Source organism: Bradyrhizobium diazoefficiens, from assembly GCF_016616885.1.
GTDB lineage: Bacteria > Pseudomonadota > Alphaproteobacteria > Rhizobiales > Xanthobacteraceae > Bradyrhizobium > Bradyrhizobium diazoefficiens_F.
Genome location: NZ_CP067102.1, coordinates 445768 through 462158, shown reverse-complemented (window position 1 = coordinate 462158; position 16391 = coordinate 445768). Strand labels below are relative to the sequence as shown.

The 16391-nt window shown below is 63.9% G+C and carries 16 protein-coding genes, 1 tRNA gene and 1 pseudogene; 6 read left to right on the top strand and 12 right to left on the bottom strand.

Annotated elements, in window-relative coordinates; all coding sequences use genetic code 11:
* The first annotated feature begins 169 nt into the window (after positions 1–169).
* From JJC00_RS02125 to JJC00_RS02115, 3 genes are all read left to right on the top strand, one after another.
* On the top strand, positions 170–1717 hold the full coding sequence (locus JJC00_RS02125) for an alkaline phosphatase D family protein (RefSeq protein WP_200471123.1): 1548 nt from the start codon (positions 170–172) through the stop codon (positions 1715–1717).
* Between the two features lie 355 nt (positions 1718–2072).
* Positions 2073–3899 (top strand): translational GTPase TypA, encoded by a 1827-nt coding sequence (typA, locus tag JJC00_RS02120; RefSeq protein ID WP_200471122.1) that lies wholly within the window; start codon positions 2073–2075, stop codon positions 3897–3899.
* A 188-nt stretch (positions 3900–4087) separates the two neighbouring features.
* Positions 4088–5332, top strand: coding sequence for a flavin monoamine oxidase family protein (locus JJC00_RS02115; protein ID WP_200471121.1), 1245 nt, complete (start codon positions 4088–4090; stop codon positions 5330–5332).
* Between the two features lie 76 nt (positions 5333–5408).
* On the opposite strand, the gene JJC00_RS02110 is transcribed toward JJC00_RS02115, so the two are convergent.
* The 4 genes from JJC00_RS02110 to JJC00_RS02095 are packed head-to-tail and all read right to left on the bottom strand — an operon-like array spanning position 5409 to position 8510.
* Entirely contained in the window at positions 5409–5819 is a 411-nt protein-coding gene (locus JJC00_RS02110) for a thiol-disulfide oxidoreductase DCC family protein (protein ID WP_200471120.1), read from the bottom strand.
* The gene (locus tag JJC00_RS02105; protein ID WP_200471119.1) at positions 5819–7138 is read right to left on the bottom strand and encodes an SDR family oxidoreductase; all 1320 of its coding nucleotides are present in this window, start codon (positions 7136–7138) and stop codon (positions 5819–5821) included. Before JJC00_RS02105 ends, JJC00_RS02110 begins: the two co-directional genes overlap by 1 nt.
* Before the next feature lie 8 nt (positions 7139–7146).
* Positions 7147–7614, bottom strand: coding sequence for a DUF2269 family protein (locus JJC00_RS02100; protein ID WP_200471118.1), 468 nt, complete (start codon positions 7612–7614; stop codon positions 7147–7149).
* Positions 7611–8510: a dienelactone hydrolase family protein gene (locus JJC00_RS02095; RefSeq protein ID WP_200471117.1), complete on the bottom strand. Its 900-nt coding sequence runs from the start codon at positions 8508–8510 to the stop codon at positions 7611–7613. Before JJC00_RS02095 ends, JJC00_RS02100 begins: the two co-directional genes overlap by 4 nt.
* 266 nt (positions 8511–8776) lie before the next feature.
* Between JJC00_RS02095 and JJC00_RS02090 the strand changes: the two genes are divergently transcribed.
* Both JJC00_RS02090 and ppa read left to right on the top strand, forming a co-directional pair.
* Positions 8777–9286: a GNAT family N-acetyltransferase gene (locus JJC00_RS02090; RefSeq protein WP_027533231.1), complete on the top strand. Its 510-nt coding sequence runs from the start codon at positions 8777–8779 to the stop codon at positions 9284–9286.
* A 180-nt stretch (positions 9287–9466) separates the two neighbouring features.
* Positions 9467–10003 carry an inorganic diphosphatase gene (ppa, locus tag JJC00_RS02085; RefSeq protein WP_200471116.1) on the top strand — a complete coding sequence of 179 codons (537 nt, stop codon included), beginning with the start codon at positions 9467–9469 and terminating at the stop codon, positions 10001–10003.
* Between the two features lie 100 nt (positions 10004–10103).
* On the opposite strand, the gene JJC00_RS02080 is transcribed toward ppa, so the two are convergent.
* The 3 genes from JJC00_RS02080 to JJC00_RS02070 are packed head-to-tail and all read right to left on the bottom strand — an operon-like array spanning position 10104 to position 11628.
* Positions 10104–10988 carry a bifunctional methylenetetrahydrofolate dehydrogenase/methenyltetrahydrofolate cyclohydrolase gene (locus JJC00_RS02080; protein ID WP_200471115.1) on the bottom strand — a complete coding sequence of 295 codons (885 nt, stop codon included), beginning with the start codon at positions 10986–10988 and terminating at the stop codon, positions 10104–10106.
* Position 10989: 1 nt separating this feature from the next.
* Positions 10990–11322, bottom strand: a complete 333-nt coding sequence (locus tag JJC00_RS02075; protein WP_200471114.1) for a DUF167 domain-containing protein — start codon at positions 11320–11322, stop codon at positions 10990–10992.
* 15 nt (positions 11323–11337) lie between these two features.
* A complete protein-coding gene (locus JJC00_RS02070) occupies positions 11338–11628 on the bottom strand; it encodes a YggT family protein (protein WP_200471113.1) in 291 nt (96 codons plus the stop codon).
* Positions 11629–11827: 199 nt separating this feature from the next.
* Here JJC00_RS02070 and JJC00_RS02065 point away from each other — a divergent pair.
* Positions 11828–11903, top strand: a tRNA-Ala gene (locus tag JJC00_RS02065).
* Between the two features lie 151 nt (positions 11904–12054).
* Here the strand turns inward: JJC00_RS02065 and JJC00_RS02060 are convergent.
* The 5 genes and pseudogenes from JJC00_RS02060 to JJC00_RS02040 all read right to left on the bottom strand — a co-directional run.
* Positions 12055–12225, bottom strand: a pseudogene (locus JJC00_RS02060) (enoyl-CoA hydratase-related protein); the annotation flags it as partial.
* Between the two features lie 92 nt (positions 12226–12317).
* The gene (locus tag JJC00_RS02055) at positions 12318–13112 is read right to left on the bottom strand and encodes a glutamine amidotransferase (RefSeq protein WP_200471112.1); all 795 of its coding nucleotides are present in this window, start codon (positions 13110–13112) and stop codon (positions 12318–12320) included.
* Between the two features lie 129 nt (positions 13113–13241).
* Positions 13242–14021 carry an SDR family NAD(P)-dependent oxidoreductase gene (locus tag JJC00_RS02050; RefSeq protein WP_200471111.1) on the bottom strand — a complete coding sequence of 260 codons (780 nt, stop codon included), beginning with the start codon at positions 14019–14021 and terminating at the stop codon, positions 13242–13244.
* A gap of 224 nt (positions 14022–14245) precedes the next feature.
* Positions 14246–14734, bottom strand: a complete 489-nt coding sequence (locus JJC00_RS02045; protein WP_200471110.1) for a TerB family tellurite resistance protein — start codon at positions 14732–14734, stop codon at positions 14246–14248.
* A 227-nt stretch (positions 14735–14961) separates the two neighbouring features.
* Positions 14962–16371, bottom strand: a complete 1410-nt coding sequence (locus tag JJC00_RS02040; protein WP_200471109.1) for an adenylate/guanylate cyclase domain-containing protein — start codon at positions 16369–16371, stop codon at positions 14962–14964.
* Between the last annotated feature and the right edge of the window lie 20 nt (positions 16372–16391).

Below are 16391 nucleotides of genomic sequence, written 5' to 3'. Positions count from 1 at the left end.
GCTTGCGCGCGTAATCGCCGCGTCACATTGTCTCAATATAGCTCCTGCTGTCATTCCGAAGCGCGCGAAGCGCGAATCCGAAATCTCGAGATTCCGGGTCTGGTCCTCCGGACCATCCCGGAATGACGGCGCAAGTTGCGCGCAAGATAGCTAGCTAGCGAGCCATCCCATGAAGATCAAGTTCTCCCGCCGCAACTTCCTGACCACCAGCGCTGGTGCGCTCGGCGCGATCGCGATGCCCCATCTGTCGCGCGCGGCCGACCGGCCTGCGGTCACCCACGGCGTGCAGTCCGGCGACGTCACCGTCGACGGTGGCGTGGTCTGGGCGCGTACCGACCGGCCCGCGCAGATGCTGGTCGAGGTGGCAACGACGGAATCGTTCAAGGACGCCCGCGCGCTGCCGCCGATCGCGGCGCTGCCCGAGAGCGACTTCACCGCGAAGATGCTGGTGGACAATCTCCCTGCTAGCCAGGACATCTTCTACCGAATCCGCTTCCGCGATCTCTCCCACACCGCGATCGAAGGCGAGCCGGTGGTCGGCCGCTTCCGCACCGCGCCCGCCGACCGCCGCGACGTCAGCTTCGTCTGGGGCGGCGACGTCGCAGGCCAGGGCTGGGGCATCAACCCGGACGATGGCGGCATGTTGACCTTCTCGGCCATGCGAAAACACCGGCCGGATTTCCTGCTACATTCCGGCGACACCATCTACGCCGACGGCGTGATCCCCGCCGAGGTCAAGCTTGCCGACGGCAAGATCTGGAAGAACGTCACGATCCCCGAAAAGGCCAAGGTCGCCGAGACGCTGGACGAGTACCGCGCCGCGCACAAATACAATTTCACCGACGACAACGTTCGCGCCTTCAATGCAGAGGTGCCGATCTTCGTGCAGTGGGACGATCACGAGGTGACCAACAACTGGTCGCTGTCGAAGGATCTGCCGGCGACCTACAAGGTGCGCGACATCTCGCTGCTCGCAGCGCGCGCGGGCCGTGCCTTCCATGAGATGTATCCGATGCGCGAGAGCATCGTCGAGCCGGGCCGGGTCTATCGCCAGATCTCCTACGGCCCGCATCTCGACGTGTTCGTGCTCGACGAGCGCAGCTATCGCGGCCCGAACGGTGCCAATCTCGAGACGGAGTACGGCCCGGCCAGCTATTTCCTCGGGCCGGAGCAGATGGCCTGGTTGAAGCGTGGCCTGCTCAACTCGCGCGCGACATGGAAGGTGATTGCCTCCGACATGCCGCTCAGCCTGATCGTCTATGACGATGCGACCAACAAGAAGGGTTCGGAAGCTTTCGCGCAAGGCGACGGCCCGGCGCGCGGCCGCGAGCTCGAGATCGCCGACATCCTACGCTTCATCAAGATGGCGCCGATCAAGAATACGGTGTGGCTGACGGCGGACGTGCATTACGCCGCTGCGCATTATTACGATCCGAACAAGGCGCAATTCCAGGATTTCGAGCCGTTCTGGGAATTCGTCTCGGGTCCGCTGCACGCGGGAACATTCGGTCCGAACGAGCTGGACAACACGTTCGGCCCCGATGTGCGCTTCATCAAAGCGCCGGGCAGCGACAAGCAGAACCTGCCGCCGTCCGCCGGCATGCAGTTCTTCGGTCACGTCAAGATCGATGGCGCCTCGGGCCAGATGACGGTGACGTTGCGCGACCGTGCCGACGTCGCGCTGTGGTCGACCACGCTCGATCCGAAATTCGCCTGAAGCTGACGCGGACGGGGGGTCTATCCGACCGAGGAAGCGGACCGAAGCTCGGCGCGGGGCCAGTTGGGGCGGCCGTCCCGCGAATAAAGGGGCCGGTTTGGCCCGGGATCGCTTAAACTCCGGGGATTCCCGGACAAAATTCAGTCCACCAACCTCGAAAGAACGCATTGTTTTTTGGCGTTTTTTCCCTATATTGCGCCGCAAACGTGTAAGGCGCCCGGTCGATATGGCCGGGTTTCCTTTTTGGGCGTAGCAGGCCCCGTTTTTCACGTTTCCAGCGTTATCCGTGAAGAGGTCCCGGCTTGACCGGCGAGATCGCGCTTAACCCATTGTCCGACCGCAAAGAAGCTCACTCATGAATCTTCGTAACGTCGCCATCATCGCCCACGTCGACCACGGCAAGACGACCCTTGTCGACAAACTCCTCCAGCAATCCGGCACGTTCCGCGAGAACCAGAAGGTGACGGATCGCGCCATGGACTCCAACGACCTGGAGCGTGAGCGCGGCATTACCATTCTGGCCAAGGCGGCCTCGGTGCAGTGGAAGGATACCCGCGTCAACATCGTCGACACCCCCGGCCACGCCGATTTCGGCGGTGAGGTCGAGCGCATCCTGAACATGGTGGACGGCGCGCTGGTGCTGGTCGACGCGGCCGAAGGCCCGCTGCCGCAGACCAAGTTCGTGGTCTCCAAGGCGCTCAAGGTCGGCCTCAAGCCGATCGTCGTCATCAACAAGGTCGACCGTCCCGACGCGCGCCCGACCGAAGTCATCAACGAAGTGTTCGACCTGTTCGCGGCGCTCGACGCCAGCGAGGAGCAGCTCGACTTCCCGATCCTGTACGGGTCGGCCAAGCAGGGCTGGATGGCCGAAAGCCCCGAGGGTCCGCAGGACAAGGGCATGGAGCCGCTGTTCGACCTGATCCTGCGCCACGTCGCGCCGCCGACGGTCGAGGAAGGTCCGTTCAAGATGATCGGCACCATCCTGGAGGCCAACCCCTATCTCGGCCGCATCATCACCGGCCGCATCTCGTCAGGCGTTCTCAAGCCGAACCAGCAGGTCAAGGTGCTGCATGCCGACGGCAAGCTGGTTGAGACCGGGCGCATCACCAAGATCCTGGCATTCCGCGGTCTCGAGCGCACCCCGCTCGATGAAGCCGAAGCCGGCGACATCGTCGCCATCGCCGGCCTGACCAAGGGCACCGTCGCCGATACATTCTGCGATCCGAGCGTCGAGGTGCCGCTCCCGGCGCAGCCGATCGACCCGCCGACCGTGTCGATGTCGTTCATCGTCAACAACTCCCCGCTCGCCGGCACTGAAGGCGACAAGGTGACGAGCCGCATGATCCGCGACCGTCTGCTGCGCGAAGCCGAGGGTAATGTCGCGTTGCGCGTTGTCGAGGCCACCGACAAGGATGCGATGGAAGTGTCCGGCCGCGGCGAATTGCAGCTCGCGATCCTGATCGAGACCATGCGCCGCGAAGGCTTTGAGCTCTCGGTGTCGCGCCCGCGCGTCGTGTACCAGAAGGACGAAGCCACCGGCGCCACCATGGAGCCGATCGAGGAAGTCGTGATCGACGTCGACGAGGAGCATTCCGGCGTCGTCGTGCAGAAGATGAGCGAGCGCAAGTCCGAGTTGATCGAGATGAAGCCGTCCGGCGGCAACCGCCAGCGCCTGGTGTTCTACTCGCCGACCCGTGGCCTGATCGGCTACCAGGGCGAACTGCTCACCGACACCCGCGGCACCGCGATCATGAACCGCCTGTTCCACGGCTATGCCCCGTACAAGGGCGAGATCCAGGGCCGCCGCAACGGCGTCCTGATCTCCAACGACCAGGGCGAGGCCGTGGCTTACGCCATGTTCAAGCTGGAAGACCGCGGCCCCATGATGATCGAGCCGGGCTGGAAGGTCTACAAGGGCATGATCGTCGGTGAGCACACCCGCGACAACGATCTCGAGATCAACGTGCTCAAGGGCAAGCAGCTCACCAACATCCGCACGACGTCGAAGGACGAAGCCGTGCGCCTGACCCCGCCGATCCGCATGACACTCGAAAAGGCGCTCGCCTATATCGAGGACGACGAGCTCGTCGAGGTCACCCCGAAGTCGATCCGCCTGCGCAAGAAGCACCTCGACCCGAACGAGCGCAAGCGCGCGGAAAAGTCCAAGGAGGCGGTGGCGTAAGCCGTCGCTCTCGTTCGCTGTCATGCCCCGGCTTGACCGGGGCATCCAGGGCGCGGCTTCTCGGTTCTAGCCTCGGCGTCTCTGGAATACGATCACCCGCTCCAGTGCGCAATTGCGCACAAGGCGGGTGATGACACCTCACCTTGTGGTGCCTTTAGCGCGTACCAGAGACGTGCTAGAGCCCACCCATGTCCTTCCCCTCTCCCGTCGATGTCGCGATCATCGGTGCCGGCGCAGCCGGCCTCGGCGCGGCGCACGCACTGGCAGGCTCCGGCCTCTCCGTGATCGTGCTGGAGGCGCGCAACCGGCTCGGCGGCCGCGCCTGGACCGTGCAGGCCTCGCCTGAAGTCACCTTCGACGTCGGCTGCGGCTGGCTGCACTCGGCCGACACGAACTCGTTCGTTCCCATTGCACGCGCGCTCGCATTCGAGCTCAACAAGGATCTGCCGCCCTGGCGCGAGCGCGCCTATGGCAATGCCTTTCCGCAAGGCGAGCGCAACGATTTCGTGCGCGCGATGGACGCATTCTACGAGCGCCTCTGGCAAGCCGCGCAGAACGGCAAGGACGAGCCGGCGAGCCTGAGCCTCGAGCCCGGCAATCGCTGGAATCCCATGATCGACGCGATCTCGACCTACATCAACGGCTGCGAACTCAAGGACATGTCGACGCTCGACTGGGACGCCTATGAGGACAGCGAGCTCAACTGGCGCGTCCGCCGTGGCTATGGCGCGCTCATCGCGGCCTATGGCGCGCCCTGCCCGGTGGCGCTGAACTGCAACGTCACGCTGATCGATCATTCCGGCAAGCGCGTCCGCATCGAGACGTCACAGAGCGCGCTGACGGCGGACAGGGTGATCATCACCGTGCCGACGAACCTGATCGCCGATGAAGCAATCCGCTTCTCGCCGCCGTTGCCAGCCAAAGTCGACGCCGCGCGCGGCCTGCCGCTCGGTGTCAACGACAAGGTGACGCTGGCGCTTGAAGGTGCAGAAGCTTTTCCGAAGGAAGGAAACCTGCGCGGCGCCAGCATGCGCACCGAAATGGGCACCTATCACATCCGCCCGTTCGGCCAGCCGTGCATCGAAGGTTTTTTCGGCGGCAGCTTTGCATGCCAGCTGGAAGATGCCGGCGAAGGCGCCATCGCCGCACACAGCATCGACGAGATCGCGAGCTTCCTCGGCAACGATATCCGCCGCAAGCTGAAGCCGCTGTACGAGTCGCGCTGGGGGCACGATCCGTTTGCGAGAGGGTCCTATTCGCACGCGCTGCCGGGGCACGCCGGCGACCGTGCCGTGCTGGCAGCGCCGGTGGATGGGCGGTTGTTCTTCGCAGGCGAAGCGACGTCGCCGACGTTTTTCACGACGGCCCACGGGGCGAAGGACAGCGGAGAGCGCGCGGCGAAGGAAGTGCTGGCGGTTCGGGGCAAGCCGTAACCGAGCACTCCGTCATTGCGAGCGCAGCGAAGCAATCCAGAATTTGTCCGTAGAGGCAGGCTGGATTGACGAGGAGTTACTCCTCAATCACGCGCGCCCTCAAATCCGCATCCGGCACGAAGCACGCATCGTACTTGCCGAAAATGCGATAGCGGTTGTGCGCGATGAGATTGTAGATGGGGTCGCGCAGCAGCTTCGGCACGGCGAACAACGCGCGCACCCAGCCCCAGCCGGGAAGCAGCGAGAGTACGGTCAGCGCGGCGTCGGACTTCATAAAGACCTCGCCGCCATGGACCACCGCATTGGTATCTGGACCATCCGGGTCGATGCCGAAGGTCCGCGCGAGCCTGGCGCCATAATCCGACTGGATCGGCGTGAAGCGAAATCGCTTCGCCGTATCGCGCTGCGCGACGAAGCGCACCCAGCGTGAGCAGAAGATGCAGACGCCGTCGAACAGGATCACGTCGTCATCCGGCCATTTACTCATCAACGATTATCCAGCATCAGAAGCGCCACCAGCATCAGCACGATCGCCGGTCCTGTTTTGACCAGCGCGCCGAGCGGCTCGATCCAGAGGTCGGGCGTCAGGATCGCCGCGCCGAACATGTAGCCGAGTGAGGCGACAATACCCGCAACGAGCCCGATCGCTGTCGTGCGGCGGAAGGCGATCAGCACGCCGATGCTCATGTCCATCAGGCTGGTGCCGATGGTGATCGGATCGACCAGCGCGGGCGGCAGGTTGTGGGCGGTCAAGATGCCGGCGGCGGCGCGGTAGGACACGAACAGCGCAATGTAGCCGGAGACGAGCCAGAACGCGACCAGACTCGCGACAATCAGCGCCTTGATCAGGAACAGCCGCGCGAACCATTTGTCCTGGATGGTGGCGGGATGACGCCCGATCGTCTCAGCCAGCGTCTTCGGCGCGATGCCGGTGGCCGCGATCCACGCCGAGGGATCACCGCTCACGCCGCGGCGGAGCTCGGCGATGGCGGTGGAGCGCATCGGCGGCATCCAGCCGAGAGTGTTGGCGAGATCGCCGATTTTCGCGCCGAGATCGAGCGTGAAGGACGGCATCGCGACATGCGGCCATCCAGCGGTGCCGAATGCAAGGCGAAACTTCTTGATGACACCGGCGATCGTGATCGGCTCGAATTGCATCAGGTCCCAGCTCACCGCTTTCACGGATGCATCGTCGATATCGCGTGCGGCGAGCCAGGCGATGGTCGCGGAGATATCCTCGACCGCGACGGGCTGGAATGGCCTTGCCATCTCCTCTGCCGGAAGATCAAGCGGAAAGGCGGCGAGCGCGCGCAGCATGGCGCTGCCGCCATAGGCTGATGGTGCGACCACGAAGCCGGGCCGCAGGATGGCGTGGGGAATGTCGGAGGCCGCGATCAGCCGTTCCGCCTCGCGCTTGGTCGTGGCGAAGGCGGTGCGATCGGCTTGCGCCGTCCCCGGAATCGAGATGTGCACCAGCCGGATCGCACGTCCGCTGCTGGCAATCGCCTGAAGCAGGCGCGCGACAAAATCGCGATGCACGGCATTGGTGTCGCTGCCGGGGCCATCCTGGAGCACGCCGAGGCAGTTCACGACGACGTCCACGGCATGCTCGCTCAGCAAGCCTGTCAGCGCGAGCGTATCGAGCGACAGGATCGGCAGCTCGATATCGAGCGCGCTCATCGTCTGCGCCGGCGACAGGCTGCGCGCGAGACCGACCACGTCAAAACCTCGCGCGCGCAGGTCGTCGGTGACAAAGCGGCCGATCAGGCCGGAGGCGCCGAGCACCAAAATGGTTCGCCAGTTCATCGCGTCCTTCAAAACGGTTTTGCGATCATCAACCAGAGGATCAGCATCGTGGCGCCGAAGCCGGGGAAGCCGAACGCGAACCAGCGGCGGAACAGAGTGAAGTAGCGCTCCGGCAGCGCGACGCGCTGCTCGGCGGCCTTGCGCGCGATGTCGCGCATCTCGATCTGGATGAAGACGACAGGGACCCAGAACAGGCCCGCAAGGACGTACAGCCCGAGCGAGGCCAACAGCCAACGTTCGGTGATTGGCGTCGCCGAGAGCATCATCAGCAGGCCGCCGGTGAGCGGCTGCAGGATCACGGCTGACAGCGTGAAGATCGCATCCGCAATCACTACCACAGACGCCGTGCGCGCGATGAACACCGCGTCGTGCGTGCGATGTGCCATCAGCATGAAGAAGGCGATGCCGGTTCCGGTGCCGAGGATGACGGCGGCACCGAGCACGTGCAGATATTTGACCAGGAAGTACAGCGTCATGGCCTCTTGGTCGCCACAGGTTTTGGCAGGTACAGCGCACGCGCGAGCTCTCCGCTTGCGGCCTGGACCCCAGCCTCGGTCTCGATCATCCAATGGCCCTCGCTGCCGACGGCCGGCAGCGTCCGAAAATCGTCCTTGCCGCCGCCACTGCGAAACGCATCCGCCAAGCCCAGCGAGAACGCCGGTGCAAAATAGCTGTCATTGGCTGCGACCAGTGAAGTCACGGGAATGCGCGCCGCCTTGCCGAATTCGGCCGCGGCCACGAGAAGCGTATGTGGCGCGCAGACCTTGTTCGGTTCGTCATTGGCGTGGCCGCCACGTCCGGGCGCAAATACTGTGATCGCGGAGATCTGTTTCGGATCGGCGTTCGCAAGCGCCAGTGCACCCCAGCCGCCTGCGGAGTGTCCGATCACGACCGCGGCATCCTTGCGGATAAAATCCTGCTTTTGCAGATAGTCCAGCGCGAGCGAAATTTCCTCCGCGGTGGCGCGCCCCGCGCGTGCGTAGTCCGCTTCGTCGCAGCCGCCCTGATCCTCGACATAGCGGCCACCAGTCGCACCATGGCCGAGCCGCTCCGGCACCAGCACGGCAAAGCCGCGCGCGACGAGAAACGCTGCGAGTGCGCGGTATTCCGGCTGCGGCATTTGCGCGCGACGCAACACGTTCTGCGTCGACGCATGCGCAATCACCGCAAGCCGAAACGGCCCGGCGCCGGCGGGGCGAAACAGCAGCGCACGCGCGGCAATGTCGGTATCCGGCGACGGCACGCGCCATTCCTGGCGGCGCAACGGCTCGCTCTCTGCGCCCGATGCCCCGAACGTGACCTGAGCGCACAGAGGCTGCGCCGCCAGCAGGGACAGCAGGAGCAGAAGGGCAAGGGTGTCGAGGAGCCGCATGAATGGCCGAGGGCGAACACGGATAGCGCAGGCCAGATTAGTCGGAACGAATCACTCTGGGCGGACTTTCTGCGTTGCCATCCGCGTTCATTCGTTGAGACCGCGGAGTTTTGCACCGGCGCATGGCACACCACTGCCGCTCGAAATGGCGTCTTGTCTTTTTTCGGTACAACATGGTTAAAATACTGATGCAGAAAGTCCACAGGTTAACCGATAATTAACGATAGGTCTTGCCGCCGACGCGGCGACTTGGTTTGATCGCCTCCATGAGCACAACCCTGATCGAGGTCCGGCCGGCCAAAGCTGCAGATGCAACTGCGGTGGCGTCCACCCATGACGAAGCCTGGCGTTCCGCCTATCAGGGCATCATTCCCGGCGCCGAGCTGGAGAAGCTGATCAATCGTCGCGGTCCGCAGTGGTGGGACAGCGCGATCCGCAAGGGCAGCCGCGTCAGCGTGCTGGTGTTCGGCGACAAGATCGCAGGCTATGCCAACTACGGCCGCAACCGCGCCCGCAGCCTGCATTTCGACGGCGAGATCTACGAGCTGTACCTGCGCCCCGAGTTTCAAGGCCTCGGCTTCGGCCGCCGCCTGTTCACCGCCGCCCGCCGCGACCTCATGCAGAGCAATCTGAAGAGCATGGTGGTGTGGGCGCTCTCGGACAACGATCCGGCGACCGAGTTCTATCGTGCCTTGGGCGGCCGCATGGTGGCGCGCTCCTCGGAGCGGTTCGGGCCGAAGTCGCTCGACAAGGTTGCCTTCGCTTGGACCAATTGAGCTGCTGAAAGCTTAATCGGCAGCGCTTCCTATCCGTCGATACCGTTGCTTTTTGCGCCGGTGATCGCTGGATTCATTATTTCACAAAAACACCATGGATCGGCGGGCCAAGCCCGCGTATGACAGCGCCAAAATCGCTGCCGGGCGAGATTTAACTTCGGCAATAACGGAGCCTTTCTAATGCGTATCGATGCGGTCTCGATCGGAAAAAACGTCCCTGAGGACGTCAACGTCATCATTGAAGTCCCCGTGGGCGGCGAACCGATCAAATACGAGATGGATAAGGAAGCCGGCACGCTGGTGGTTGACCGCTTCCTCTACACGCCGATGCGTTACCCCGGTAACTACGGTTTCATCCCGCACACCCTGTCCGATGACGGCGATCCCTGCGACGTGCTGATCATCAACACCCGCGCCATCATCCCCGGCGCCGTCATGAGCGTGCGCCCGGTTGGCGTGTTGTTCATGGAGGACGAGGCCGGCGGCGACGAGAAGATTCTGGCGGTGCCGTCGTCCAAGCTGACGCAGCGCTACGACAAGGTGAGGTCGTATTCCGACCTGCCCGATATCACGCTGCAGCAGATCCAGCACTTCTTTGAGCACTACAAGGATCTCGAGAAGGGCAAGTGGGTGAAGATCACGCGCTGGGGCGGTCCCGAGGAAGCGCAGAAGCTGATCCTCGAAGGCATCGAGCGCGAGAAGAAAAACAAGGCGTAATCGTCATTCCGGGGCGCGCCTTGGCGCGAACCCGGAATCCAGAGATTATGGCGCTAGATTCCGGGTTCGATGCTCGGCATCGCTCCGGAATGACGACCAATTACACCGCGGGCTTCGGCAAACCTGCGATCGCACAAGCCGCGCGCAGCGTGTTCACGAGCAGGCAGGCGACCGTCATCTGGCCGACGCCACCGGGCACCGGCGTTACCGCACCGGCAACGCCGAGCGCTTCCTGATAGGCGACATCGCCGACGAGGCGGGTCTTGCCGTCATCCTTCGGAATGCGATTGATACCGACGTCGATCACGGTCGCACCCGGCTTCAGCCAGTCACCACGCACCATCTCAGCTCTGCCGACCGCGGCAAAGACGAGGTCGGCCTGCTTCACGAGCCCGGGCAGGTCGCGCGAGCGCGAATGCGCGATCGTCACCGTGGCGTTCTCGTTCAGCAGCAATTGCACCAGCGGGCGGCCGACCAGATTGGAGCGGCCGATCACGATGGCGTTCATGCCCTCGAGGGAAGGGTGCACGGTCTTGGTCAGGATGATGCAGCCGAGCGGCGTGCAGGGCGACAGCGCCGCGAAACCACCGGCAAGCCGGCCGGCATTGTTCGGATGCAGGCCGTCAACATCCTTGGCAGCATCGATGGCATTGATCACGGCCTCCGTGTCGAGGCCCTTGGGCAGCGGCAGCTGCACGAGAATGCCGTGCACGGCGGGATCGCGATTGAGCTTTGCGATCACCGCCAGCAGATCGGCTTGCGAGACGTCGGCCGGCAGCTTGTGCTCGAACGAGGCCATGCCAGCAGCTTGCGTCTGCGTATGCTTGGAGCGGACATAGACTTCGCTGGCGGGATCATGGCCTACCAGAACCACCGCAAGACCGGGCACCAGATTGTGCTCGCGCTTGACGCGGGCGACCTCGTCCGCGACGCGGGCACGAAGGTCCGCCGCGATGACTTTTCCATCGATAATCTTGGCCGTCATGTCAGTTCCTTATGCCTGTCGATTTGACTGAAGCGAGCTCGCGCAACGCCTCGGTAAGCCGCGCCGGATCGCCCGCAATGGCGACCTGCTTCAGCCGCGACGTCGCCCCCGACAGGAGACTGACGCTGGCCTTGGGCACCCCAAGCGATTTCGCCAGCAGCACCAGCACCGCGCGATTGGCCTCGCCGCCATCGGCGATGGCACGCACCCGCACCTTCAAGACGCTGCGGCCGTCGGAGAGCTGCTCGATCCCGTCGACGCCGTCGCGTCCGCCACGCGGCGTCACGCGCAACGCGATGCTAACGCCCGTGGTCGAGGTGCGCCAAGGAACCATCAAGGCTCCGTCAGCCTACGGCACGTTCGGATAGACGTACTCGGCAAGATAGAGCTGGATCAACCACAACACGAAGAAGGCGACGATCGGAGACAGATCGAGACCGCCCATCGCCGGCAGCCTGCGCCTGATGGGGCCGAGGACCGGCTCGGTAATCCGATAGAGAAACTCCCACACCGCGCCGACGAACCCGTTGCGGGTATTCACGACGTTGAACGCGATCAACCAGGACAGGATTGCCGATGCGATCAGCAGGTAGATGTAGAGATTGATGATCTGGATCAGAATGAAGACTATCGGGCGCATCAGCGAAACACTCTCTGGGCCTGTGTCATTGGGGCAGCGTTTGGGGCGGTCATGGCTAGATATCGGTTCCCCCCGACCCAAACAAGGGAAGTCGGCGTCCGGATGGCTAAAACCGGGTTACACCTGTCCTTGACTTGACCTTTGCGGGGACTTAAATGGCGCCCGGTTGTCGGCCGCGTTTACCAGAGCGGCCAGCAAAGGGGCCATAGCTCAGCTGGGAGAGCGCGTCGTTCGCAATGACGAGGTCGGCGGTTCGATCCCGCCTGGCTCCACCAGCCTTCGCAGGCTGCGCCTGCTTCGGCTCGGCAAGCCGCTTCATAGCGAAGGCTGCCGCGCCATAGCCGAAGGGCGACGGCGGGCTTCCTCCACAAAGTCTCCCCTACTTCCCCGTAAACCGCGGCGGCCGCTTCTCCATGAAGCTCGCGACGCACGGCCCGCACCGGTGAGCACGATGACGCGGACATTGTCATCGGCACTGGACGCTTCCATCGCGTCGCGCACCATGACCGGCGTCCACGCGTTCATGCGATCGGGGCGATTGAGCGTGATGGTCGCGATCCGGTCGCTCACCTCATAGAGAATATGCTCATAGGCCATCACGCTCTCCCTTTGTTGGCCGGCACGCGTTCGCGCGCGCTCGTTGGCAACGAGCCTAGCATATTCAGGATTGCGGCACGGACCTGCGCCGATCACTCGGCGGCTTGCGCCAGCACCGGCCGGCGCGCCAGCCAGCCACTGATGAAATGATCGAGCCAGGCACGTTCCGCGGCGTCATAAACCGCGCGGTCCGCAAAGTGATGATGCCGCTCGCGCGCGCCAGGCGCGCTGAGACCGTCATAGCCGCGCGTGGTCCAGCAATGCATCATTGCGTAGGTCACGTCGGGATGAAACTGCACGCCGAAGGCATTGCCGGTGCGGAACGCCTGGATCGGAAAATCATCGCCCTCGGCAAGCAGTTGAGCGCCGACCGGCAGTTCAAAACCTTCGCGATGCCAGTGATACACCTGCGCCGGCCAATCCGGGTAGAGCACGTGGCCCGCCGCGGTCGGGCGAATCGGATAGTAGCCGATCTGGGTCAGTGCCTGCGCATGCGGCGCGACGCGTGCACCTAACTGCTTCGCCAGCATCTGCGCGCCCAGGCAGATGCCGAGGAACGGCCGCTGTTCGCGGAGCGGAATTTCGATCCAATCGATCTCGCGACGGACGTAGTCGTCGGCATCATTGGCGCTCATCGGGCCGCCGAAGACCACGGCGCCGGCATGCTGGTCGAGCGTGTCGGGCAGGGGATCGCCGAAGCGCGGCCTGCGAATGTCGAGACGATGGCCGAGCGCGCGCAGCGCATTGCCGACGCGGCCGGGCGTCGAGGATTCCTGGTGCAGGACGATCAGAACCGGCAGAAGGTGTTCGGAGGCGGCCGCGCTCGGCGTCCTTCTGGGGAAGGGCACCACCTCTGCTCCACCAAACCTGTCCGTCCGAAACGACATGGCCTCTGCGAGTGCTATCGGTTCAAGCCCCCAGCATAGCTAAGCTGTGGTTAACATCGTGTGAGTTTGCGCACACGCGCCCCGATATTGAAGCAAGCTCCGGGCCACTACGGGTGCTTCGAGCGTTCGTTAGTGCCTTTGTCGCTGGAACCGGCTGGTGGCGGACAGGATGAAGCCGCGCGGGAAGAAGCGCAGTGCGAATGGCACAATCTTGATGCCGAGCCCGGGCAGCACTGCCCGTTTGTTCGCCATCAGGCCACGATAGGCCTGTCGTGCAACGTCGGCGGCAGAAACATTGAGAAGGGCCGTATCATGCCCGGAGCCAACACCCGCGCGCCCCTGGAATTCGGTTGGCACCGGACCCGGGCAGAGCACCGTGACGCGAACACCGCGTGGCGCGAGCTCCGCCCGCAAGGCCTCGGTGAGCGAAATCACATAGGCCTTGGACGCGTAGTAGACGGCCATGCCGGGGCCCGGCAGGAAGCCCGCGACGGAGCCGACATTGAGCAGGCCGCCCTTGTTCCTGATGAGCTGGTCGGCAAAGCGCAGCGACAGATCGGTCAGCGCCCGCACGTTGACGTCGACAATGCCGACCTGCTCGTCGCGGTCGCGCTCGATGGCATCGCCAAACACGCCGAAGCCGGCATTGTTGACGAGATTGTCGAGCTCGACCGCTTCGGCAGCGAGCGCGGCGGCGATTCTTTCGCCGGCATCGGCTTGCTGCAGATCGCAGGCGATCACGATCGGCTTCTTGCCGCACGTGGAGGTGAGCTCGTTCGCGAGCGCCTCGAGTCGGTCCGCACGTCGCGCCGTCAGCGCGAGCCGGTGTCCGTTCGCAGCAAACACACGCGCCAGCTCCGTGCCGATGCCCGCCGAGGCACCGGTGATCAACGTTACCCGCTCAGTCACGATCGCAGTCTCTTGAATTGAAGTTTTTTGGCCCCTAATGGCGGAACTGGAGCATAGGCCACCCGCGACAGGCAAGCGGCGCTGGCAGCATGGCGGCCTGAGCCGCCAACAGGGAAAGCGGAAAACCGCGGATTTGCAGAGGAATCCGGACCTCGGGGGCGGCGCGACGCTACATTAAAGTTTCGTCATGTGAGCCGCACAACCGGAAATCATGCCGCGATAGCTCAGCCGCCGACAGCGTTGTCCTTGACCTGATCGCCGGCGCGGTCCGCGACGGCGTGCTTGAGATCGATCCGGTCGCGCTGGGAAATCCCGAGCAGGTCGGAGGCACGCCAGACGACGTTGTCCTCGAACTCGGTGACCTGGCCATCGGCATAGACCAGCTCCCACATCATCTGGACGATGCGCTTGCGGCCCTCTTCGTCGAGCGAACGCATGATGACGCTGGTAAAGTGATAAAGATCGACCGCCTCGCCCTCGACCTGGGTCGCATCCGCAATCAGCCGGTCCGCCGTGCCCCGGTCGAGCCCGAAATGGCTTTCGATCAAGGTGTGCAGCTTGCCCTGCTCGGCCGGCGTCGGCTGGCCGTCCAGCGAAACCACGTGGACCAGTAGCGCGGTGGCAGCCAGCCGATAATCGCTCTCGCCGAAGGCGCGGTCCTGGGCATGAGGAGCAACAATGTCGGCGATGAATTGGCGCAGGCCGTCGAGCATAAGATCCTACCGAAATCGATGACGCCGCGAAGGCGCGGCGTTACCAGCCTTATATGAGCGGGAAACTCAGCCGGCGCAACGTGCGTCAGTTCCGCGCGCTGATTACGTTTCGGCAATCTGTTCACTGTCATTCCGGGGCGCGCAAAGCGCGAACCCGAAATCTCGCGCAATCATCTCGAGATTCCGGGTCTGGCCCTACGGGCCATCCCGGAATGACGAATGACGCCTCACGGTATCTCGTACACCACCATCTTGTCGGCGATGCCGCGCAGCGCCGCCTGCTTCTGGATCGGCTTGATCTCGCGCTGCTTGAGGACTTCGGCGACCGCGGGTGCGTCGAGCACCGGGCCGGTGATATGGATCTCCCGTTCGGTCGACAGGCTCTGAACACGCGCGGCAATGTTGACGGTCTGGCCGAAATAATCCTGCCGCTCGTTGAGCATCACCGCAAGGCACGGCCCCTCGTGGATGCCGATCTTGACGATGAGATCGTCCGTGCCGCGCTGCTTGTTGAGCTCGTCCATCGCCGCGCGCATCCGCAGGCCTGCGACGATCGCATGCTCGGGACGGACGAAGGTCGCCATCACGGCATCGCCGATGGTCTTCACCACCGCGCCCTTCTCGGACGAGATGATCTCCAGCAGCGCGTGGAAATGCGCGCGCACGAGATCGAAAGCGGCGAGATCGCCGACGCGCTCGTAGAGCGCTGTCGAGCCCTTCAGATCGGTGAACAGGAAGGTCAGCGAGGTGATCTGGAGTCGCTGGTCGAGGCTGAGATTGTCCGCCTTGAAGACATCGCGAAACGTTTGGTTCGACAGCATGCGCTTGGCGGTAAGGAACGGCTTGCGCTTGCCGATGAGGTGATGAAGCGCTTCGGCCGCGATGAACACCGACGGAAGCACCCGCACGCCGGCCTGGTTCTCAAGCGACAGCCGCAGCGGCCCCGGCCGCATCGTCGTGGTCCCCGTCGGCGCCTGCACCTTGTTGTACATGATGGCGAGCTGCTGGCGGTCCTTGGTCGGCTCGCCCTGGACGTCGATGAATTGGGCGGCGTGCGTCACCGGCTCGAAGATGATGATGAAGTCGTTCGGGAGTTGCAGCGACATCGTCGCCTTCTCGCCGGCCGGCAGCTCCATCGTATCCAGCGTCACCTCGTTGGCCAGCGTCGCAAACGATTCCTTGTTGAAGTCGACCCCGGAACTCCAGAACACTTGCTTGAAATACTCCCACACCGGAAGCGTATCGGGATCGTGCGCGGCGATCCGCCGGACGCGCGGATTCACGGTGAAGGAGACCTCGACCTGATCGTCGACCGACGCCTTGTAGCCGCAGGCGCAGAGCGCGCAGTGATAATCGTCCGGCTTGAGCGCCTTCAGCGTCGAATGGGCGCCAAGCACGCCGCCGCAGCCGGGGCACAGCACGTTCCAGCCGAGATCGAACAACCCGAGCCGCGCCGAATGCAGAAAGGCTGAGATCGCGTGCTCTTCATCGACGCCGTGCTGTCTGGCGAAGTCGAGGACATTGACGCGGTTGAGTTCATGATCCTCGCCGTCCTTGATGAGACACGCGATCGCATCGACTACCTTCGCGTCGGCGGTCTGCTTCAGAACGGAAAACTGGGCCTGGGTGTCGCTCATGACGCAACTCTATCTAGGGC